The organism is Streptomyces yokosukanensis (assembly GCF_001514035.1).
Classification (GTDB): Bacteria; Actinomycetota; Actinomycetes; order Streptomycetales; family Streptomycetaceae; genus Streptomyces; species Streptomyces yokosukanensis.
This window is the reverse complement of sequence record NZ_KQ948206.1, coordinates 82,691-101,756: the sequence shown is the minus strand read 5'-3', so window position 1 is coordinate 101,756 and position 19,066 is coordinate 82,691. Positions and strand designations below refer to the sequence as shown.

Sequence of the window (19,066 nt, the reverse complement as noted above, 5' to 3'; positions counted from 1 at the left end):
GTGTCCACCATGACCACGACCTCGCCCCAGGGGCGCACCGAACTGCTGAGGCCGGACGGGAGCCCCGTTCGAGTGCTTGTGGTGGACGACGAGCTGTCGATCACCGAACTGCTGAGCATGGCCCTGCGCTACGAGGGCTGGCAGATCAGGAGTGCGGGAGACGGGCAGGGAGCCGTCCAGAGCGCCCGTGAGTTCCGGCCCGACGCCGTCGTGCTCGACATGATGCTGCCGGACATGGACGGACTGACCGTCCTCGGGCGATTGCGGCGTGAACTGCCCGACGTGCCCGTGCTGTTCCTGACCGCCAAGGACGCCGTCGAGGACCGTATCGCCGGGCTCACCGCCGGCGGCGACGACTATGTCACCAAGCCGTTCAGCCTGGAGGAGGTCGTGGCGCGGCTGCGCGGGCTCATCCGGCGGTCCGGGGCGGCCGACCGGCGGTCGGACTCCGTGCTCGTCGTCGGGGACCTGACCCTCGACGAGGACAGCCACGAGGTGTCGCGGGCCGGGGTGTCCATCCACCTGACCGCCACCGAGTTCGAGTTGCTGCGCTTCCTCATGCGCAACCCCCGGCGGGTGCTCAGCAAGGCGCAGATCCTGGACCGCGTGTGGTCGTACGACTTCGGCGGGCAGGCCAACGTCGTGGAGCTGTACATCTCGTATCTGCGGCGGAAGATCGACGCGGGTCGTGAGCCCATGATCCACACCCGGCGTGGGGCCGGATATCTGATCAAGCCTGCCGCGTCATGAGCCGGCGACGGCGGCCGGGTCCGCAAGCGCGGCAGAAGCGACGAGCACCGCGCACCCTGCGGACCCGGCTCGTCGTCGCGTCGGTCGTGCTGATCGCCGTGGTGTGCGCGGTGATCGGCACGGTGACCACGGTGGCGCTGCGCTCGCATCTGTACGACCAGCTGAACGGGCAGCTCGGCGAGGCCTCGGCGCGTGCGGCCGGCGGTTTCGGACCGGGGCCCGGCGGGTTGAAGGACGGCGGCGTCCCGCCGGCCCGGCAGAGCGACCGGGACCTTCCCGCCAAGGAGACGAACGTCTCCCAGTTCGTCACCCGGGGCCCGCAGCCCGGCGGCACCATCGCGGCGAAGGTCGAGAACGGCGTCATCACCGACGCCGAGGTCGGCCACAAGGCCAAGGACGACAACGACGTCACGCAGATGAACGCCAGGCGGCTGTCGGCGTCCCAGACCAGGGCGCTCGGCTCCGTCGCCAAGGACAAGGAGATCCACGGCGTCGAGATCCCCGGCCTCGGCGACTACCAGGTGCGCTACGTCCACGGCAACAACGGCGCCTACTACGTCGCCCTGCCCACAGCGGACGTCGACGGCACCATCAACGCCCTGATCCTCGCCGAGGTCAGCGTCACCGCGGCCGGCCTCATCGCCGCCTCCCTCGCCGGGACCATCATCGTCGGCGTCGCCACCCGCCCCCTGCGCAGGGTCGCCGCCACCGCCACCCGGGTCTCCGAACTCCCCCTGCACACCGGCGAGGTGAAGCTCAGCGAGCGGGTCCCGGAGTCCGAGTGCGTTCCGCACACCGAGGTCGGCCAGGTCGGCGCCGCGCTCAACCGGATGCTCGACCATGTGCACGGCGCCCTGCACGCCCGGCAGCAGAGCGAGACGCGGGTACGGCAGTTCGTCGCCGATGCCAGTCATGAGCTGCGAACGCCCCTCGCATCGATCCGCGGGTACGCGGAGCTGACCCGGCGCGGGCGGGAGCAGGTCGGGCCCGACACCCGGCACGCGCTCGGGCGGATCGAGTCCGAGGCGGGCCGGATGACCCTCCTCGTCGAGGACCTCCTCCTCCTCGCCCGCCTCGACGCGGGCCGGCCGCTGCAGTTCGAGCAGACCGATCTCATCCCGCTCGTCGTGGACACGGTGAGCGACTCCCGCGCGGCCGGCATGGACCACAACTGGCGCCTCGACCTGCCCGACGAGCCCGCCCCGGTGTCCGCCGACGCGGCCCGGGTCCAGCAGGTGCTCGTCAATCTGCTCGGCAACGCCCGCAAGCACACCCCGCCCGGTACGACGGTCACGGCGCGCGTGCAGCGGCGCGGGCCGTGGATGTGTGTCGACGTCGAGGACAACGGGCAGGGCATTCCACCGGATCTGCTGCCGCATGTCTTCGAGCGGTTCGCGCGCGGGGACTCCGCGCGTTCCCGGTCCACCGGGTCGACCGGGCTCGGGCTCGCCATCGTGCAGGCGGTCGCCGCCGCGCACGGGGGTGCCGTCACCGTGGACAGCGTTCCGGGGCGGACGGTGTTCACCGTGCATCTGCCCGCGCTCGCCCCCGCCGTCGCCCGGCCCGCGCCCGAAACGGACTGGCAATCGCACTCACAGGCACAGCACAGTGCCACCACATCGGTGCAACAGGGCGCCTGACGACAGTCGGTCCCATGCGAACCGACTCTTCTCCCGGCACTCTGCCGGCGCGGGAGCACCTCCCGGCCGCAGACGCCGGTACGCCTGTCCTGGACGTAGTGATCCCCGTCTACAACGAGGAGAAGGACCTCCAGCCGTGCGTGCTCAGACTGCACGAGCACCTCAAGCGCACCTTCCCGTACGCGTTCCGCATCACGATCGCCGACAACGCGTCCACGGACACCACCGCGCTGGTGGCTGCGCGGCTGGACGCGGAGATCCCGGAGGTCACCAACTTCCGCCTGGAGCAGAAGGGCCGAGGACGGGCCCTCAGGACCGTGTGGTCGGCGTCGAACGCGCCGATCCTCGCCTACATGGACGTCGACCTGTCCACCGACCTCAACGCCCTGCTGCCGCTGGTGGCGCCGCTGATCTCGGGCCACTCGGACCTCGCGATCGGCTCCCGGCTGGCCCGTTCCTCCCGGGTCGTGCGCGGCCCGAAGCGGGAGTTCATCAGCCGGGCCTACAACCTGATCCTGCGGGGTTCGCTCCAGGCCCGCTTCTCCGACGCGCAGTGCGGTTTCAAGGCGATCCGGCGGGATGTGGCCCAGGTGCTGCTGCCGCTGGTCGAGGACACCGGCTGGTTCTTCGACACCGAGATGCTGGTGCTCGCCGAGCGGGCGGGGCTGCGGATCCACGAGGTGCCGGTCGACTGGGTCGACGACCCGAACTCCACCGTGCACATCGTGAAGACGGCGACGGACGACCTCAAGGGTGTGTGGCGGATCGGCAAGGCGCTGGCCACCGGTTCGCTGGCGCTGGACCGGCTCGCCCGGCCGTTCGGCGACGACCCGCGCGACCGCGATCTGGCCAATGTGCCCAAGGGACTGGCCCGCCAGCTCGTCGGCTTCTGCGTGGTCGGCGGCCTGTCCACCCTCTTCTACCTGGTGCTCTACAGCCTCTTCCGGCAGTTCTCCGGCTCCCAGGTCGCCAACGCGCTCGCGCTGCTGGTCTCGGCGGTCGCCAACACGGCCGCCAACCGCCGGCTCACCTTCGGGGTACGCGGCCGGGGCGGCGCCGTACGGCACCAGGCGCAGGGCCTGGTCGTCTTCGGCATCGGTCTCGCCCTGACCAGTGGCTCCCTGGCCGCCCTGAACGCGGCCAGTGACAACCCGGCGCACTCCACCGAACTGGCGGTGCTCATCGCCGCCAACCTCGCCGCGACCGTGCTGCGCTTCCTGCTCTTCCGCGCCTGGGTCTTCCCTGACCGCGACGACTCCGGCTCCGGCACCGGCGGGGCCGTGGCCGCCGCCCACACCCCGTCCGCACCGGCCTACGGCACTCCCACCACCCCGCCGTACGGCACGGCCGCGCCGTACGCACCGCTGCCCCAGCGGCCGATGCCGCACCAGCAGCCGTACGCGCGGCCGCACCGGAGCACCCAGGTCCGCGCCGGTGAAGCCGCGGACGGCAACTGGAGGGACGCCACCGTGCGACTGCAGCCGGTGCGCCCTCACGACACCGATCCGGGGGATCCCCGATGACCACCCACTACGACGCGTCGACCACACAGACGAGCGACACGGCGGCCTGGAAGCCGCCGCCGGCCGCTGCGCCGCATCCGCACCGGACCGGTGAGCCCAGGCCGCCGATCCCGCGCAGACTGTGGCGCGGCCGTCCCGAGGACCCGCGCTGGGCACGCCCGGCCTTCCTCGGCCTGCTGACCGCCACCCTCCTGCTCTACCTGTACGACCTCAGTGCCTCCGGCTACTCCAACTCCTTCTACTCGGCGGCCGTGCAGGCGGGCAGCAAGTCCTGGAAGGCCTTCTTCTTCGGTTCGCTGGACGCGGGCAACGCGATCACCGTCGACAAGCCGTCGGCCTTCCTGTGGCCGATGGAGCTGTCGGTACGGATCTTCGGCCTGAACTCGTGGGCGATCCTCACGCCCGAGGTGCTGATGGGCGTGGGCGCGGTGGCCGTCGTGTACGCGGGTGTACGGCGCCGGTTCAGCCCGGTGGCCGGACTGGTCGCGGGCGCGGTGCTCGCCCTCACCCCCGTCGCCGCGCTGATGTTCCGGTTCAACAACCCGGACGCGATGCTGGCCCTGCTGATGGCGCTGGCCTGCTACTTCGTCGTACGGGCGGTGGAGGACGGCCGGACGAGGTGGCTGGTGTGGGCGGGGGCCGCGATCGGTTTCGCCTTCCTCGCCAAGACCCTCCAGGCGTTCCTGATCCTGCCGCCGCTGGCGATCGTGTACGCCGTCTGCGCCCCGGTGGCGCTGCGGAAGCGGCTCGGTCAACTGGCCCTCGCCACCGTCGCGCTGGTCGTCGCCGGCGGTTGGTGGGTCGCGATCGTGGAGCTGTGGCCGGCCTCCTCGCGCCCCTACATCGGAGGCTCGCAGAACAACAGCTTCCTGGAGCTGACCTTCGGGTACAACGGCCTCGGCCGGATCAACGGCGACGAGACCGGCAGTGTCGGCGGCGGTGGCGGCGCGGGCGGGACCGGCCGCTGGGGCGCGACCGGCTGGGACCGGATGTTCAACTCCGAGATCGGCAGCCAGATCTCCTGGCTGCTCCCGGCCGCGCTGATCCTGCTGGTCGCGGGCCTCGTGGCCACCAGGAAGCTGAAGCGGACATCGGCCACCCGGGCCTCGTTCCTGGCCTGGGGCGGCTCGCTGCTGATCACCCTGGTGGTCTTCAGCTACATGGCGGGCATCTTCCACCAGTACTACACCGTGGCGCTCGCCCCCTACGTGGCGGCCGTGACCGGCATGGGCGCCGGGCTGCTGTGGGAGAAGCGCAAGGAGACCTGGGCGTCGATCACCCTCGCCGCCTCCGTGGTCGCGGCCGCGGCCTGGGGCTACGTCCTGCTCAACCGCACCTCCGGCTACCTCCCCTGGCTGAAGTGGCTGGTTCTGATCGGCGGTCTGGTGGCGGCGCTGGGCCTGGTCTTCGCCGGCCGGATCTCCCGGCAGCTGGCCCTCGGGGCGGCGGCGCTGGGCCTGGCGGCCGCGCTCGCCGGTCCGACGGCGTACACCCTGAGCACGGTGAACTCCCCGCACACCGGCTCCATCCCGACGGCCGGTCCCGCGGGTGCGAGCATGATGGGCTTCGGCGGCGGCCGGGCGGGCGGTGGCAAGGGCGGCTTCGGCGGCGGGATGCCCGGCCGACAGGGCCAGAACGGTCAGAGCCCGCAGAACGGCAACGGTTTCCCGGGCGGCGGTGGCTTCGGCGGCGGCATGCCGGGCCAGAACGGCAACGGGAACACTCAGGGCCAGGGCCAGGGCCAGGGCCAGGGCCAGGGCCAGGGGCGGATGGGCCAGGGGCAGAACGGCAACGGCTTCCCCGGCGCCGGCCGGACGGGCGAAGGCGGCATGGGCGGCGGCATGGGCGCGGGCGGCCTGCTGAACGGCGCGAACGTCTCCTCCGCCGCCAAGAAGCTGCTGGAGAAGGACGCGTCCCGGTACACCTGGGTCGCCGCGTCCACCGGCTCCCAGAACGCGGCCAGCTACCAGCTCGCCACCGGCGACCCGGTGATGGCCGTCGGCGGCTTCAACGGCACCGACCCGTCCCCGACGTTGACGCAGTTCAAGAAGTACGTGGCGGACGGAAGGATCCACTACTTCATCGCGGGCGGCGGCTTCGGAGGCGGTGGCGGCGGCACCAGTGGTACGGCCTCGCAGATCAGCTCGTGGATCGAGAAGAACTTCAAGAAGGTGACGGTCGGCTCGGCCACCTTCTACGACCTCACGCGGAGGACGAGCGGCTGACGGAACCGGCTGGCAGAAAATCTGCTGTACACCGTATAGCGACGGCTATACGGTGTACAGCATGTCCACCTCCCAAGGCCACCCCCAGCGCTGGCTGATCCTCGGCGTCATCTGCCTGGCCCAGCTCACCGTGCTGCTCGACAACACCGTCCTGAACGTGGCCATCCCCTCGCTCACCCACGAGCTGCACGCGGCCACCTCCGACATCCAGTGGATGATCAACGCCTACTCACTGGTGCAGTCCGGCCTGCTGCTCACCGCGGGCAGCGCCGCCGACCGCTACGGCCGCAAGAAGATGCTCGTCGCGGGGCTCGCCCTGTTCGGGATCGGCTCGCTGGTGGCCGGACTCGCCGGATCCACCGGCCAGTTGATCGCCGCGCGGGCCGGTATGGGCGTCGGTGGAGCGCTGCTGCTCACCACCACACTCGCCGTGGCCATGCAGATCTTCACGCCCGAGGAGCAGCCGAAGGCGATCGGGATCTGGAGCGCGGTCAACGCGCTCGGCTTCGCGGGCGGTCCGCTCATCGGCGGCTTCGTGCTGAACCACTTCTGGTGGGGTGCGATCTTCCTGATCAACATCCCGGTCGCGGCGCTGGGTCTGATCGCCGTGGTGGCCCTCGTACCGGAGTCGAAGAGCCCCGGCGGCGACCGTCCCGACCTGCTCGGCGCAGTGCTGTCGACCATCGGCATGGCCTCGCTGGTCTTCGCGATCATCTCCGGACCGAGCCACGGCTGGACCTCTTTGCGCGTGCTCGCCATGGCTGCCGCAGCGGTGCTCGTGCTCGGCGCCTTCGCCTGGTGGGAGAGCCGGATCGCCGAGCCGATGCTCGATCTGCACTTCTTCCGGGACCGGCGGTTCACAGGCGCGGTCGCCGGGGCGGTGCTCCTCATGTTCGGGATGGGCGGAGCGATGTTCCTGCTCACCCAGCACCTGCAGTTCGTGCTCGGGTACGGGCCGTTGGAGGCGGGGCTGCGGACCGCTCCGCTGGCGCTGACCGTGGTGCTGCTCAACTTCACGGGGCTGTCGGCGAAGTGGTACGCCAGGCTGGGCACGCCGGTGTCGGTCGCGCTCGGGATGGTGCTGATGGCGGGGGGACTGGTCGCCATAGCCGAGGTGGACTCCGGGGGGTACGCCGGAACCCTGCTGGGGCTGGTGCTGATCGGCGCGGGGGCCGCGGTCGCCAACCCGGCGATGGCCCACGCCATCATGAGCGCGATTCCCGCGGAGAAGGCGGGGATCGGGGCCGGGATCAACGGCACCCTCGCCGAGTTCGGGAACGGTCTCGGTGTCGCCGTCCTGGGCGCCGTGCTCAGCTCTTCCGTGGCGTCCGGGGAGTCCCTGTCCGCCGGGCTGGGCACCGGCCAGCTGGTCGGTGCCGTCGCCGTGCTGGCCGGGGCGTTCGTGGCAGCGGGGCTGTTGCGGCGGGCGGAGCGGGTGAGCGTCTGAGCGCTCGGGGCGGCCCCGCGCCCTCTAGGTTGGACCAGTGGCCGGAATCGAGGAAGGTGCGGCTGTGGTGAAGGAAGCAGAGCGGTCGGCCCGAGCCAGTGTGTGGCTGGGGGCGAAGACCCGGCGGGGTGGGCGCGGTGGCGGCCAGCCCTCAGGGCTCGACCGGGAGCGGATCACCTCGGTGTCCGTGCGGCTGCTCGATGCCGAGGGGTTGGAGAAGTTCTCCATGCGGCGGCTGGCCGCCGAGCTGAACGTCACCGCGATGTCCGTGTACTGGTACGTCGACACCAAGGACGACCTGCTCGAACTCGCCCTGGACGCCGCCTTCGGCGAGCTGCGGCTGCCCGATCCGGACGCCGAGGACGAGGACTGGCGCGAGCAACTGCGGGCGCTGGCCACCGAGTACCGGGCGCTGCTGGTGCGTCACCCCTGGCTGTCGCCGCTGGCGGGGCGCTACCTCAACATCGGCCCGAACTCGCTGGACTTCTCCCGCGTGGTCCAGCGGGTGGTCCGCCGCACGGGGCTGCCCCCGCACGGGGTGATGGGGGCGATCTCGGCCGTCTTCCAGTTCGTGTACGGCTACGGCACGGTCGAGGGCCACTTCTCCGCCCGGATCTCGGACACCGGGCTGAGCGCCGACGAGTACCACCAGCAGGCCATGGCCGTCGTGGCCGAGTCGCCGGAGACCGCCGAGGCCGTCGAGGAGTCCAAGGACCTCCTGGCGGCCCGCGGCGGGGACACGGTGGCCGAGATGCTGGACCGCGACTTCACCTTCGCCCTGGACCTGCTGGTCGCCGGCATCGAGGCGATGGTGGCACGCGGCTGACTACTCCTCGCCCGACACCAGCCGCGCCGGGAACCCGCCGGTGGCGACCGGTCCCCAGTGCTCCGGTGTCACGCGGATGATCGACTTGCCCTGCTTGACCATCGCCGCGCGGGCGTCTTCTGTCTGCGTCTCTCGCGCTGCTTCGCAGGCTTCGAGGCGCTGCGCCGGACTCCGTCCGTCGGGTGGGGGTGGGCGGTGTTCATCGGTCGGTGGCCAGTCTCGCCGGGAACCCGCCGGTGGCGACCGGTCCCCAGTGCTCCGGTGTCACGCGGATGATCGACTTGCCCTGCTTGACCATCGCCGCGCGGTATTCGTCCCAGTCGGGGTGTTCACCGGCGATGTTGCGGTAGTACTCGACCAGCGGCTCCACCGAGTCCGGCGGGTCGATGACCTCGGCCGAGCCGTCGATCTGGACCCAGGGCCCGTTCCACTCGTCGCTCAGCACGAGCAGGCTGACCCGGGAGTCGCGTTTGGCGTTGCGGGTCTTGGCACGTTCGGGGTAGGTCGAGACGACGATCCGTCCCGAGTCGTCGACCCCGCAGGTCAGCGGGGAGGCCTGCGGCCCGCCGCCGGCCCGCCGGGTGATGAGCAGGGCCCGGTGCCGGGGCCGTACGAAGTCCAGCAGCTCGTCCAGCGATACACGGGTGTTGGTAGCGATGTTCGGTGCCATGGGGGCAGCCTAGGGGCAACATGCGCCCCGTGGCTGACCCTGTCGTGCCTACGCCTGGGGGAGCGAGTCGCCCTGGACCGCCTGGATGTTCAGCTCCACCCTCAGCGTCGTGCCGATCGCGGCGATGCCGGCCTGCAGGACCTGGTTGTAGTTCATCGCGAAGTCCTCGCGGTGCAGTTCGGCGGTCGCGCGGAACGCGGCGCGCGTGCCGCCCCAGGGGTCCGCGCCGGTGCCGAGGTAGGCGAGGTCCAGGTCCACCGGTCGTACGACGCCGTGCATGGACAGCTCACCGTGCACGGTCCAGCGGTCCGAGCCGGCCGTCGTCACACCCGTGGAGCGGTAGGTGATCTCCGGGTGGTTCTCCACGTCCAGGAAGTCCCCGGACTTCAGGTGGGTGTCGCGCATGCCGTTGTCCGTGTCGACGGACGCGGCCTTGATCACCGCCTCCACACGGGACTTGGTGACGTCGTCCGGCGCGATCTCGATCGTGCCGCCGAACTCCGTGAACCGGCCGTGCACGCTGGAGATCCCCAGGTGCTGGGCGACCGCGGCGACGGAGGAGTGCACGGGGTCGATGGTCCAGGGCCCGGGTGGCGGCAGCTCGGTGCCGCCCTGCCGGGCCAGCGTGACCGTGCCGACCTCGGCCCGTCCGCTCGCGGTGACGATCGCGCTGGACGCGGCGGGCGCGTATCCGACGGCCGTCACGATCACGGTGTACGCCCCCGGCGCCAGCTCGGTGGTGTCCCGTACGGCCCCCTCGGCGTCCGCCTCGGCGCGCAGCACCTGCGTACCGGTCATGTCGGTCACCGTGACGACCGCGTGCGACACGGCCCACCCGTCCCGCGTGCGGATCTTCGCGGTCAGTCCCATCCCGTTTTCTCCCTGCAAAGCCTTACAAACTGGTCGTATGAAGAACCGGCCCGTGGCGGGGCGTCTCCGGTCGGAGCGTGCCCCGCCGCGGGCCGGGCGGAACTACTCGTCGGGGTGGGCGAGCCGGATGTCGTGGCCGTCGACTCCCGTGCCGGCCACGGTCAGGGCCGTCGCCATCGGCGGGTAGCCCGTCGCGATGACGGTGTACTCGCCGCTGTTCAGGTCGGTGAAGGCGTAGGCGCCGTCCGCGCCGGTGGTGGCCGTGCCGACCACGTTGCCCGCCTGGTCGACGAGCGTCACGCGGGCGTCGGCCAGCGGTCCGTGCGGGGCCTTGACGACACCCTGGAGGTGGGCGCCGGCGTCCAGGTCGATCTCGATCCGGGTGACCCCGGCGCCGCCGATCTCGACCGGCAGCGCACGCGGCCGGAACCCGTTCGCGTTGACGGCCATGGTGACCGTGCCGGGCACCAGGTCGGTGAAGGCGAACTCGCCCTGCTCGCCGGTGGCGGCGGTGGCCAGCAGATCACCGCGTACGTCGGTGACGATCACCATCGCGTCCTTGACCGGCAGCACGCTCCCGGCGGCCCGGACCACACCGGTCAGCCCGCTGGTGCCGCTGAGCAGGATGTCGTACGCCAGCGGCTCCTCGCCCACCACGACGGTGGAGGCCTGCGGCTGGTAGCCGTCGGCGGAGGCGATCAGGACGTACGAGCCCGTGCCGGGGGCGTCGAGGAAGTAGGCGCCGTCGGGCTGGGCGACCGCGCGACCCAGCTGGCGGCCGGCCAGCGAGATCAGGGTGACCGCGGCCTGCGGGACCGGGGCGCTCTCGGCGCCGCGGACGAAGCCGTGCACCGGGGTGCCGCCGCCCGGGGCGGGCTCGGCGATCGTCGCGACGGCGGTGGCCACCGGCGCCGCGGCGCCGGCCTGTGCCGCGGTGGACGTGTCCGACACGACGGGCGTGGCCCAGCCGGGCACCTTCTGCTGCGCGGGCTCCTGCACGATGTTCTCCACAGTCATCTCCACGGGGGCGGCGGCTTCCGCGACCGCCCCGGCCTTCTCCTGCGCGGCCTGGGCCAGCGCACCGGACGTCCGCAGCGGGACCTCCTTGATGAACAGCACCGTGATGAACGCGATCAGCGCGCACGGGGCCGCGTACAGGAAGACGTCCGCGATGCCGTGGCCGTAGGCGCCCTCCAGCCAGTTGCGCACCGGGGCCGGCAGCGCGTTCATGTCGGGAAGGTTGCTGCTGCCGACGGCCTTGGCCGCGGCCTGCTGCGCCTTCGGGCTCAGCTCGGTGATGGTGTCCTTGGCGTGGTGGGTGATCCGCTCCGACATGACCGAGCCGAGCACGCCGACGCCGACCGCACCGCCGAGGGAGCGGAAGAAGCTCACCACGGAGGAGGCGGCGCCCAGGTCCTTCGGCTGGACCTGGTTCTGCGTGGACAGCACCAGGTTCTGCATCATCGTTCCGACGCCGATGCCGAGCAGCGCCATGTAGATCGACAGCTCCCAGTACGGCGTGTCGTAGCGCATCAGGCCGAGCAGGGCGAGGCCCGCCGTGAGGGCGACACCGCCGCCGACCAGCCAGCCCTTCCAGCGTCCTGTGCTGGTGATGAAGCGGCCGGAGACCATGGACGCGACGAACAGGCCGCCGATCATCGGGATGGTCATGACGCCGGACATCGTCGGCGACTTGTCGCGGGCCAGCTGGAAGTACTGCGAGAAGAACACGGTGCCCGAGTACATGCCGACACCGACGAACAGCGAGGCCAGCGAGGCCAGCGTGATCGTGCGGTTGCGGAAGAAGCGCAGCGGGATGATCGGCTCGGCGGCCTTGGTCTCGGTGAACACGAACAGCAGCGCGAGCACGATCGTGCCGCCCACCATCGTGTACGTCTGCCAGGACAGCCAGTCGTACTTGTCGTTGGCGAAGGTGACCCAGACCAGCAGCAGCGAGGCGGCGGCGGTGATGAAGAAGGCGCCGGTCCAGTCGACCTTGACCTTCCGCTTGGCGACCGGCAGGTGCAGCGTCTTCTGCAGCACGACGAGCGCGATCAGCGCGAAGGGGATACCGACGAAGAGGCAGTAGCGCCAGCCGAGCCAGGAGGTGTCGGTGATGACACCGCCGAGCAGCGGGCCGCCGACGGTGGCGAGGGCGAAGGTGGCGCCGGTGTAGCCGGAGTACCGGCCGCGCTCGCGCGGGGAGATCATCGCGGCCATGATGACCTGCACCAGGGCGGACAGACCGCCGGCGCCGAGGCCCTGGATGACACGCGCGCTGATCAGCATCGCCGGGTTCTGCGCGAGACCGGCGACGACCGAGCCTATGACGTAGATGACCAGGGATATCTGGACGAGCGCCTTCTTGCTGACCAGGTCGGCGAGCTTGCCCCACAGCGGCACGGAGGCGGTCATGGCGAGCAGCGCCGCCGTGACGACCCAGGTGTAGGCGGACTGGCCGCCGCCGATGCTCTTGATGATCGTCGGCAGTGCGTTGGTGACGATCGTGGAGGAGAGGATGGCGGCGAACAGGCCCAGGAGCAGGCCGGACAGCGCCTCCATGATCTGCCGGTGCGTCATGGGGGCGTGCTCCGCCGGGGAGCCTCCCCCGTGCTTGGCATGAGCCCGCACACCGGCTGGTGTGGTCGTTGCCATGGGCGTCCTTTTCTTACGTGCTTGCGGGTGTACGGGTGGTCTCTTCGAGTACGGGATCGGAGAGCCGGAGCGGGGCGGACCGGCAGTCGCCGAAGGACGCGCGCAGCCGGGTCATCAGCCGGATCAGCTGGTTCACGTCGTCGTCGCTCCAGTCGGCGAGCCGCTCGGTGAGCAGATGCGTGGTGCGCCGGGACAGCTCGTCCAGCTGTGCCAGGCCGACGGGCGTCAGGCGCAGGATGCGCGAGCGCTTGTCCGCCGGGTCCGGGTGCCGTTCGATCCAGCCGCGCGCGGCGACGTGTGCGACATGCCGGCTGGTGACCGACATGTCCACGGCGAGCAGCTCGGCGAGCTTGCTCATGCGCATGTCTCCGTGGCGGCCGAGCAGTGTCAGCACGGCGGCCGAACCGGCCGGGCAGTCGGGCGGCAGGATCCGCCCCATGTCCCGTTTCACGGCTCCGACGGCACTGAGCTGGCGCGCCAGCTCTTCGAATTGCGCCTGCTCGGCCATCACACCTCCCGTATTCGTTGCTTGGGGCAACCATAGGGGTGTTTGGTTGCTGCAGGCAAACAAATCGGCGCACCTCGGCGCAAAAAGTTGGCAAAGGCAAGTATTGCGAACGTAAACTTGCAGGCCGGTGCGGGTGAGGTGCCCCCCTCTGTCCCGGTGGCCCCCCACTTGGGCGGCCCGGCCCGTCTTCGCTAAGGTCTCGGGCCATGGCTAACACCCAGGGCCCCCAGGGCAATTACGACCCCGCCGGCAGCACCCAGATGTTCCGCGCGTTCGTCGACGAGGCTCCCCAGGGGGGTCGGCAGCAGCAGGCGGCCGCCTCCTCCGGCCCCCGCATCGGCGTGATCATCGGTGTCATCGTCGCCCTCGTCGTGGTGGCGGGCGTCGCCTGGCTGGCGCTCGGCTGAGGCGTACGGCGCTCTCGGCGCCGTCCGCCCCTACTTCCACTGGACGGACACGTCCCGCGTCTCGATGTGCATGCCGAGCGGCACGCGCCAGGCGTCGACGCACACCGTCCAGGTGGGGCTCTTGTGCGCGCCCGGCGCGATCGGCACCGGGAGGTCGGCGGCGGAGTCGACCGTCCCCCAGTCGATGCCGAGCGCGCCGATGATGTGCGTGCCGAACGTCACCGATCCCGAACGCACCGCCGTACCCCCGGAATTGTGGAAGCCGACGGTCACCTTCTGGCACCAGCGCTGATCCACGGCCTTCGTCGTCGGCTTGCCCCAGGAGAGGGCGGCGGGCGTCGCGGTCCTGCCGGGGCCGGTAGTCGGGGTGGGCGAGCCGGGTGTGGGCGGCGTGGGTGCCGCAGGTCCGGGCGTGCCGGCGGACGTGCCGGGCGGGTCCGCCGACGGCGTGACCTGCTGCGCGCTGCCGGTGTCCCCGGGCGATCCGCTCGGCTGCCCTGAACCGGGCGCGTCCACCGGGGAGTTGCTCGGCCCCCGGCTGCCGCTCGGCGTGTCTCTGCCGTTGGTCCCGCGGGCCTTCCCGCCGTCCTTCGCGCCGTTCTTCCCGCTGTCCAGCGGCACCAGCGAGACCGAGCCGGTCGGTGCCGCCCTTGTCGTGCTCCCTCGCTCCGGGCCGCCCGCCGCGCCGATCGCGACATAGCCGCCGCCGGGGCCGTGGCCCGCACAGGCGGCCAGTACCCCGCCCAGAACGACGACGGCCGCCGACGCTGCCGTAACGGCGCCTCGGCGGCCATGCGTCCATGTCGCACGTGTCGCACGTGTCGTTCGTGCGGTGTCGTCCGGCCCTGTCGCTCGCAGCATCGAGCCAGTGTCACTGACGAACCGTCAGAATTGAACCCTCAGTCCGAGATCAGGCCTTCACGCAGCTGGGCCAGGGTGCGGGTGAGGAGGCGGGAGACGTGCATCTGGGAGATGCCGACCTCTTCGCCGATCTGCGACTGGGTCATGTTCGCGAAGAAGCGGAGCATGATGATCCGGCGTTCGCGGGGCGGGAGTTTGGCCAGCAGGGGCTTCAGGGACTCGCGGTACTCGACGCCCTCCAGGGCCGTGTCCTCGTAGCCGAGCCGGTCGGCCAGGGAGCCCTCGCCGCCGTCGTCCTCGGGGGCCGGGGAGTCCAGCGAGGAGGCGGTGTAGGCGTTGCCCACCGCGAGGCCGTCGACCACGTCCTCCTCGGAGACGCCGAGCACCGCGGCCAGCTCCGTCACCGTGGGAGAGCGGTCCAGCTTCTGGGACAGCTCGTCGCTGGCCTTGGTCAGGGCCAGGCGCAGCTCCTGCAGACGGCGCGGGACGCGCACCGACCACGAGGTGTCGCGGAAGAAGCGCTTGATCTCTCCGACGACCGTCGGCATCGCGAACGTCGGGAACTCCACGCCCCGTTCGCAGTCGAACCGGTCGATCGCCTTGATCAGGCCGATGGTGCCGACCTGGACGATGTCCTCCATCGGTTCGTTGCGGGAGCGGAAGCGCGCGGCCGCGTAGCGGACCAGCGGCAGATTCAGCTCGATCAGGGTGTCCCGCACGTACGCCCGCTCCGGGCTGTTCTCGCCGAGGGCGGCCAGCCGCAGGAACAGGGAGCGGGACAGCGTGCGGGTGTCGATGTCTCCCGAGGCCGGCGGGGCCGGGATGTCGGCGGCCGCCTGGGCGGGCGGGGCCGGCACGGCGTCGAGGGCCGTGACGCCCTCGATGCCGTCGAGGACGTCGAGCGCGTCGAGCTCCTTGGGCGCTGCCTCGCTCATCGCGGGCGTCAGCACCTTCGAGCTGCCCTGGTCTGCGGACATGCCACCCCCTTTGGGTCGCGGGACGGTCGTGGCGGCGGCGCCTTTCGGTCAACGCAGCCTTCACCTGAATACCGGATCAGAGGGTCCGGCAAACGCGTCTCCCGCAGAATGTCACATGTCGGCAACGCGCTGTAGTGACATGTCGACATGCAAGAGGCGAATCAGCCCTGGAAAGACGGGGTCTGGCGCCTGTTCGGGGCGCTGCTGTCGGCATCGGCGCTGGTGAGCGATTCGCTCGCGATGATGATGCATCGATCAGGCTTGCGATGCAGGGTGCGTTCCTGCCTGTGCTTCCGTGCGCCTGTCATGCATCGGGTGGACACCCGCTGTGCTCCGTCTCGACCGGCTCTATGCGTCGATTCGATTTGCCGAACGCAGCCGCTGGAAGCTACGGGCGAGGAGCCGGGAGACATGCATCTGGGAGACGCCGAGTTCCGCGCTGATCTGTGACTGGGTCAGATTGCTGTAGTAGCGCAGAAGAAGGATTCTCTGTTCGCGCTCGGGGAGTTGGACGAGCAGATGCCGGATGAGGTCCCGGTGCTCCACGCCGTCCAGGGCCGGGTCCTCGTAGCCGATGCGGTCCAGCAGGCCGGGCAGCCCGTCGCCCTCCTGGGCGGCCTCCAGCGAGGTGGCGTGGTACGACCGTCCCGCCTCGATGCAGCTCAGCACCTCCTCCTCGCTGATGCGCAGGCGCTCGGCGATCTCGGCGGTGGACGGGGAGCGGCCGTAGAGCGTGGTCAGGTCCTCGGTGGCGCTGTTGACCTGCACCCACAGCTCGTGCAGCCGGCGCGGTACGTGGACCGTGCGGACGTTGTCCCGGAAGTACCGTTTGATCTCGCCGACCACGGTCGGCATCGCGAAGGTCGGGAACTGCACCCCCCGGTCCGGGTCGAACCGGTCGATGGCGTTGATCAGGCCGATGGTGCCGACCTGGACCACGTCCTCCATCGGCTCGTTGCGGGAACGGAAGCGCGCGGCGGCGTAGCGCACGAGCGGGAGGTTCGCCTCGATCAGCGCCCCCCGTACCCGGTTGTGCTCCGGCGTGCCCGGTGTCAGCTCCTTCAGCTCGGCGAAGAGCACCTGGGTGAGGGCTCGGGTGTCGGCGCCACGCCGCTTCTCGGGGGCCGCGGGAGCGGGCGCGGGGGCAGGGGTGGTCGCCTCCTCCTGGGGCGGCGCAGTACTGGCCGACACGGTCAACGCCACCTCTTCATCGGTCAATCATCCGTCAAAAGTGGTCATAGCATCACAAGAGTGTGCACTGTGTGCAAGCACCGCATAACGCCGTGTTGTTGTCCAATTTTGACAAGTTGGGGCGCAGGACGCACGAAAGCCCCCCGCCGATCCGGCGGAGGGCTGTGTCGAGCGCGGGAGTCCCGAGGGGATCAGAAAGCGTAGTCGGCGATCACCCACGTGGCGAACTCGCGCCACAGGGCGACACCCGCCTGATGAGCCGGATGCTCCAGATAGCGCTTGAGGGCGTCGGTGTCCTCGACCGCCGAGTTGATCGCGAAGTCGTAGGCGATCGGGCGGTCGCTGATGTTCCACGCGCACTCCCAGAAGCGCAGCTCCTCGATCTGGCCGCCGAGGGCGTTGAAGGCCTCCACGCCGGCCACGACCCGCGGATCGTCGCGCTCGACGCCTTCGTTGAGCTTGAAGAGGACCAGATGGCGGATCATGGGATGTACCTCAGCTCTTTCCTCCGTGGGCGACCCAGGTCATGAAGTCGCCTATGGCCTTGGCCGCGTCCGATATGCCCTCGAAGCCTATCTGGACGTAGTCGGCCGCCTTGGCCGGGTCCGTGATGATCACGTAGAGACAGAAGACCACGAGCACGTACACGGCGATCTTCTTGGCGTTCACCGTCATCGCGGCCTCCCCTGTGCTTTCTGCCCTGCGAGCGCCCTGCTGCCGGCGGCGAGTGTAACCTTCACCCCTCTTTTAAGGACCAACGGCCCGCCGTCCTAGGTCTTTTGCCGGGCCCGCACCGGCGCCGCGCGGCGCAGGATGGAGGAGCCCGGTGGGTCTGGCAGGAATCCGCGGGGCGGGGACAGGACCCCCACTGCGGGGTGCGGGCCGCGACATCCCCCCGGAAGCGGCGCGCACTTGGGGGTCCGGTCCCCTGCGTCCCTTCCTCAGGACGTACGAAGGGCCCCGTCTTTCGACGGGGCCCTTCTTCAAGCGGTAGCGGAGGGATTTGAACCCTCGGTGACTTGCGCCACACTCGCTTTCGAGGCGAGCTCCTTCGGCCGCTCGGACACGCTACCGAGGGAGACCTTACAGCACGGTGGGGCATGGTTTGAAATCGGAATTCGGCGGCCCCGTCGGGGGCCCTGTCAGCGGTCCCGGAAGAACTCCGTGAGAAGCCGGGCGCACTCCGCCGCCGACACGCCCTCGACGACCTCAGGACGGTGATTGAGGCGCCGGTCGCGGATCACGTCCCACAGCGAGCCCGCGGCGCCCGCCTTCTCGTCCCGGGCACCGTAGACGACCCGGTCGACTCGGGACTGGACGATCGCACCCGCGCACATCGTGCACGGCTCCAGGGTGACGACGAGCGTGCAGCCGGTCAGCCGCCACTCCCCGAGCCGGGCCGCGGCCCGCCGGATCGCGAGGATCTCGGCGTGAGCCGTGGGGTCACCGGTGGCCTCGCGCTCGTTGTGCCCGGTGGCGAGCACCGTCGTACCGTCCGGGGACAGCACGACGGCGCCGACGGGTACGTCCCCGCCCCGGACCGCCTGTTCGGCCTCGTCCAGGGCGAGCCGCATGGCGGCCCGCCAGCGGTCGCGTACCGGGTCCACCGGGTCGGGTGCGCCCAGTGGGGCCCGTGGTGTGGTCAGCGGACGCCCTCCAGGACCTCCGCGGCGCCCAGGATGTCGGCGATCTCGCTCAGCGCGTCCCCGCTCTCCAGGGCGCGCAGCTCCTTGCCGCTGATGCCCAGGTCGGTGAGGATCTCGCTGTCGCCCACCGGGCCGTGTGCGACCGCGTCGGCGGCGGCACCCTCGTCCCCGTCGTCGTCCTCCTCGGCCTCGGGCTCACCGTCCTCCGTGCCGTCGAGGTCCAGGGAGTCCAGGTCGTCGACGTCGTCGGCGCCCGGATCCCGGCCGAGCAACTCGTCGGTGAGCAGCAGCTCGCCGTAGGCGCTGCGCTGGGCGGCGGCCGCGTCCGAGACGTAGATGCGAGGGTCGTCCTCGCCGTCCACGCGCACGACACCGAACCAGGCCTCCTCCTGCTCGATCAGGACGAGCACCGTGTCGTCGTCGGGAGAGGCTTCCCGGGCCAGGTCGGCCAGATCCGACAGGGTCTCCACATCGTCGAGCTCTGTGTCGCTCGCTTCCCACCCGTCTTCGGTGCGCGCGAGCAGTGCGGCGAAGTACACCGTGACTCTCCCACTGGTCATAGGCGTGCCGGTTGGGGGTCCCCCCGGCGGAGGTACATGGGCGGAGAGAACCAGGGCTCCGAGCCCCACCCACTCGGAATCGTGGCAGAAACAAGGCTTTCAGGGGACGTCTTCGGCTCCCTGTGTCTGCTGTTTCGATCGTGGATCCGTCATCGACGCAACCGACCGCTCGTTACCGCCACCTGCGGATCGTAACCGGCTTTTCCCAGCACTCACGCACGCCCACCACGCAAACTCCGCCGTAGGCGTGGATCTTCCTCACCGTTAACTTTCTTACCGGGACTTGCCCAAGAACTTCCCCCTTCAGGCG

18 protein-coding genes, 1 tRNA gene and 1 pseudogene are annotated in these 19,066 nt (G+C 70.6%); 7 read left to right on the top strand and 13 right to left on the bottom strand.

Going from position 1 to position 19,066, the window contains the following annotated elements; all coding sequences use genetic code 11:
• The first annotated feature begins 9 nt into the window (after positions 1-9).
• The 6 genes from AQI95_RS00485 to AQI95_RS00460 all read left to right on the top strand — a co-directional run bounded on the left by AQI95_RS00485 (position 10) and on the right by AQI95_RS00460 (position 8,411).
• Complete coding sequence (locus AQI95_RS00485; RefSeq protein ID WP_067116904.1) at positions 10-750, top strand: response regulator transcription factor; 741 nt, start codon at positions 10-12, stop codon at positions 748-750.
• Positions 747-2,390 carry a sensor histidine kinase gene (locus AQI95_RS00480; RefSeq protein ID WP_067115410.1) on the top strand — a complete coding sequence of 548 codons (1,644 nt, stop codon included), beginning with the start codon at positions 747-749 and terminating at the stop codon, positions 2,388-2,390. Before AQI95_RS00485 ends, AQI95_RS00480 begins: the two co-directional genes overlap by 4 nt.
• Positions 2,391-2,404: 14 nt before the next feature.
• The gene (locus AQI95_RS00475; protein WP_067115407.1) at positions 2,405-3,913 is read left to right on the top strand and encodes a bifunctional glycosyltransferase family 2/GtrA family protein; all 1,509 of its coding nucleotides are present in this window, start codon (positions 2,405-2,407) and stop codon (positions 3,911-3,913) included.
• Positions 3,910-6,138, top strand: coding sequence for a mannosyltransferase YkcB-related protein (locus AQI95_RS00470; RefSeq protein ID WP_067115404.1), 2,229 nt, complete (start codon positions 3,910-3,912; stop codon positions 6,136-6,138). Before AQI95_RS00475 ends, AQI95_RS00470 begins: the two co-directional genes overlap by 4 nt.
• A gap of 61 nt (positions 6,139-6,199) precedes the next feature.
• A complete protein-coding gene (locus AQI95_RS00465; protein ID WP_208614031.1) occupies positions 6,200-7,585 on the top strand; it encodes an MFS transporter in 1,386 nt (461 codons plus the stop codon).
• 64 nt (positions 7,586-7,649) lie between these two features.
• Positions 7,650-8,411, top strand: coding sequence for a TetR/AcrR family transcriptional regulator (locus AQI95_RS00460; RefSeq protein ID WP_208614030.1), 762 nt, complete (start codon positions 7,650-7,652; stop codon positions 8,409-8,411).
• Here AQI95_RS00460 and AQI95_RS44315 read toward each other — a convergent pair.
• The 5 genes and pseudogenes from AQI95_RS44315 to AQI95_RS00440 form a co-directional block, all read right to left on the bottom strand.
• Positions 8,412-8,525: pseudogene (locus AQI95_RS44315) on the bottom strand (PPOX class F420-dependent oxidoreductase); the annotation flags it as partial.
• Between the two features lie 85 nt (positions 8,526-8,610).
• Positions 8,611-9,081: a PPOX class F420-dependent oxidoreductase gene (locus tag AQI95_RS00455; RefSeq protein ID WP_067115395.1), complete on the bottom strand. Its 471-nt coding sequence runs from the start codon at positions 9,079-9,081 to the stop codon at positions 8,611-8,613.
• Between the two features lie 48 nt (positions 9,082-9,129).
• Positions 9,130-9,951: a YceI family protein gene (locus AQI95_RS00450; RefSeq protein ID WP_067115391.1), complete on the bottom strand. Its 822-nt coding sequence runs from the start codon at positions 9,949-9,951 to the stop codon at positions 9,130-9,132.
• Between the two features lie 102 nt (positions 9,952-10,053).
• Positions 10,054-12,531, bottom strand: coding sequence for an MFS transporter (locus AQI95_RS00445; RefSeq protein WP_067115389.1), 2,478 nt, complete (start codon positions 12,529-12,531; stop codon positions 10,054-10,056).
• Between the two features lie 88 nt (positions 12,532-12,619).
• Positions 12,620-13,114 (bottom strand): MarR family winged helix-turn-helix transcriptional regulator, encoded by a 495-nt coding sequence (locus AQI95_RS00440; protein WP_067115386.1) that lies wholly within the window; start codon positions 13,112-13,114, stop codon positions 12,620-12,622.
• Between the two features lie 206 nt (positions 13,115-13,320).
• Here AQI95_RS00440 and AQI95_RS00435 point away from each other — a divergent pair, with 206 nt between their 5' ends.
• Positions 13,321-13,521 (top strand): hypothetical protein, encoded by a 201-nt coding sequence (locus tag AQI95_RS00435; RefSeq protein ID WP_067115383.1) that lies wholly within the window; start codon positions 13,321-13,323, stop codon positions 13,519-13,521.
• A gap of 30 nt (positions 13,522-13,551) precedes the next feature.
• On the opposite strand, the gene AQI95_RS44310 is transcribed toward AQI95_RS00435, so the two are convergent.
• From AQI95_RS44310 to AQI95_RS00390, 8 genes are all read right to left on the bottom strand, one after another.
• Complete coding sequence (locus tag AQI95_RS44310) at positions 13,552-14,382, bottom strand: hypothetical protein (protein WP_079070964.1); 831 nt, start codon at positions 14,380-14,382, stop codon at positions 13,552-13,554.
• Positions 14,383-14,420: 38 nt separating this feature from the next.
• Positions 14,421-15,359: an RNA polymerase sigma factor SigF gene (locus AQI95_RS00420; protein WP_067115377.1), complete on the bottom strand. Its 939-nt coding sequence runs from the start codon at positions 15,357-15,359 to the stop codon at positions 14,421-14,423.
• Between the two features lie 348 nt (positions 15,360-15,707).
• A complete protein-coding gene (locus AQI95_RS00415) occupies positions 15,708-16,556 on the bottom strand; it encodes an RNA polymerase sigma factor SigF (RefSeq protein ID WP_067115374.1) in 849 nt (282 codons plus the stop codon).
• 185 nt (positions 16,557-16,741) lie between these two features.
• Positions 16,742-17,035, bottom strand: coding sequence for a Dabb family protein (locus tag AQI95_RS00410; protein WP_067115372.1), 294 nt, complete (start codon positions 17,033-17,035; stop codon positions 16,742-16,744).
• Between the two features lie 10 nt (positions 17,036-17,045).
• Positions 17,046-17,225: a hypothetical protein gene (locus tag AQI95_RS00405; RefSeq protein ID WP_067115370.1), complete on the bottom strand. Its 180-nt coding sequence runs from the start codon at positions 17,223-17,225 to the stop codon at positions 17,046-17,048.
• A 313-nt stretch (positions 17,226-17,538) separates the two neighbouring features.
• Positions 17,539-17,623: transfer RNA gene (locus AQI95_RS00400), tRNA-Ser, on the bottom strand.
• A 69-nt stretch (positions 17,624-17,692) separates the two neighbouring features.
• On the bottom strand, positions 17,693-18,124 hold the full coding sequence (tadA, locus tag AQI95_RS00395) for a tRNA adenosine(34) deaminase TadA (RefSeq protein WP_067116897.1): 432 nt from the start codon (positions 18,122-18,124) through the stop codon (positions 17,693-17,695).
• Between the two features lie 68 nt (positions 18,125-18,192).
• Positions 18,193-18,735, bottom strand: a complete 543-nt coding sequence (locus tag AQI95_RS00390; RefSeq protein WP_067115368.1) for a tRNA adenosine deaminase-associated protein — start codon at positions 18,733-18,735, stop codon at positions 18,193-18,195.
• Between the last annotated feature and the right edge of the window lie 331 nt (positions 18,736-19,066).

What these genes read in the sequence shown, in the direction of transcription:
- AQI95_RS00485 (WP_067116904.1), top strand. Translation starts at nt 10, where the DNA reads ATGACCACGACCTCGCCCCAGGGGCGCACCGAACTGCTGAGGCCGGAC.
- AQI95_RS00480 (WP_067115410.1), top strand. Translation starts at nt 747, where the DNA reads ATGAGCCGGCGACGGCGGCCGGGTCCGCAAGCGCGGCAGAAGCGACGA.
- AQI95_RS00475 (WP_067115407.1), top strand. Translation starts at nt 2,405, where the DNA reads ATGCGAACCGACTCTTCTCCCGGCACTCTGCCGGCGCGGGAGCACCTC.
- AQI95_RS00470 (WP_067115404.1), top strand. Translation starts at nt 3,910, where the DNA reads ATGACCACCCACTACGACGCGTCGACCACACAGACGAGCGACACGGCG.
- AQI95_RS00465 (WP_208614031.1), top strand. Translation starts at nt 6,200, where the DNA reads ATGTCCACCTCCCAAGGCCACCCCCAGCGCTGGCTGATCCTCGGCGTC.
- AQI95_RS00455 (WP_067115395.1), bottom strand. Translation starts at nt 9,081, where the DNA reads ATGGCACCGAACATCGCTACCAACACCCGTGTATCGCTGGACGAGCTG.
- AQI95_RS00450 (WP_067115391.1), bottom strand. Translation starts at nt 9,951, where the DNA reads ATGGGACTGACCGCGAAGATCCGCACGCGGGACGGGTGGGCCGTGTCG.
- AQI95_RS00445 (WP_067115389.1), bottom strand. Translation starts at nt 12,531, where the DNA reads ATGACGCACCGGCAGATCATGGAGGCGCTGTCCGGCCTGCTCCTGGGC.
- AQI95_RS00440 (WP_067115386.1), bottom strand. Translation starts at nt 13,114, where the DNA reads ATGGCCGAGCAGGCGCAATTCGAAGAGCTGGCGCGCCAGCTCAGTGCC.
- AQI95_RS00435 (WP_067115383.1), top strand. Translation starts at nt 13,321, where the DNA reads ATGGCTAACACCCAGGGCCCCCAGGGCAATTACGACCCCGCCGGCAGC.
- AQI95_RS44310 (WP_079070964.1), bottom strand. Translation starts at nt 14,382, where the DNA reads ATGCTGCGAGCGACAGGGCCGGACGACACCGCACGAACGACACGTGCG.
- AQI95_RS00420 (WP_067115377.1), bottom strand. Translation starts at nt 15,359, where the DNA reads ATGTCCGCAGACCAGGGCAGCTCGAAGGTGCTGACGCCCGCGATGAGC.
- AQI95_RS00410 (WP_067115372.1), bottom strand. Translation starts at nt 17,035, where the DNA reads ATGATCCGCCATCTGGTCCTCTTCAAGCTCAACGAAGGCGTCGAGCGC.
- AQI95_RS00405 (WP_067115370.1), bottom strand. Translation starts at nt 17,225, where the DNA reads ATGACGGTGAACGCCAAGAAGATCGCCGTGTACGTGCTCGTGGTCTTC.
- tadA (WP_067116897.1), bottom strand. Translation starts at nt 18,124, where the DNA reads ATGCGGCTCGCCCTGGACGAGGCCGAACAGGCGGTCCGGGGCGGGGAC.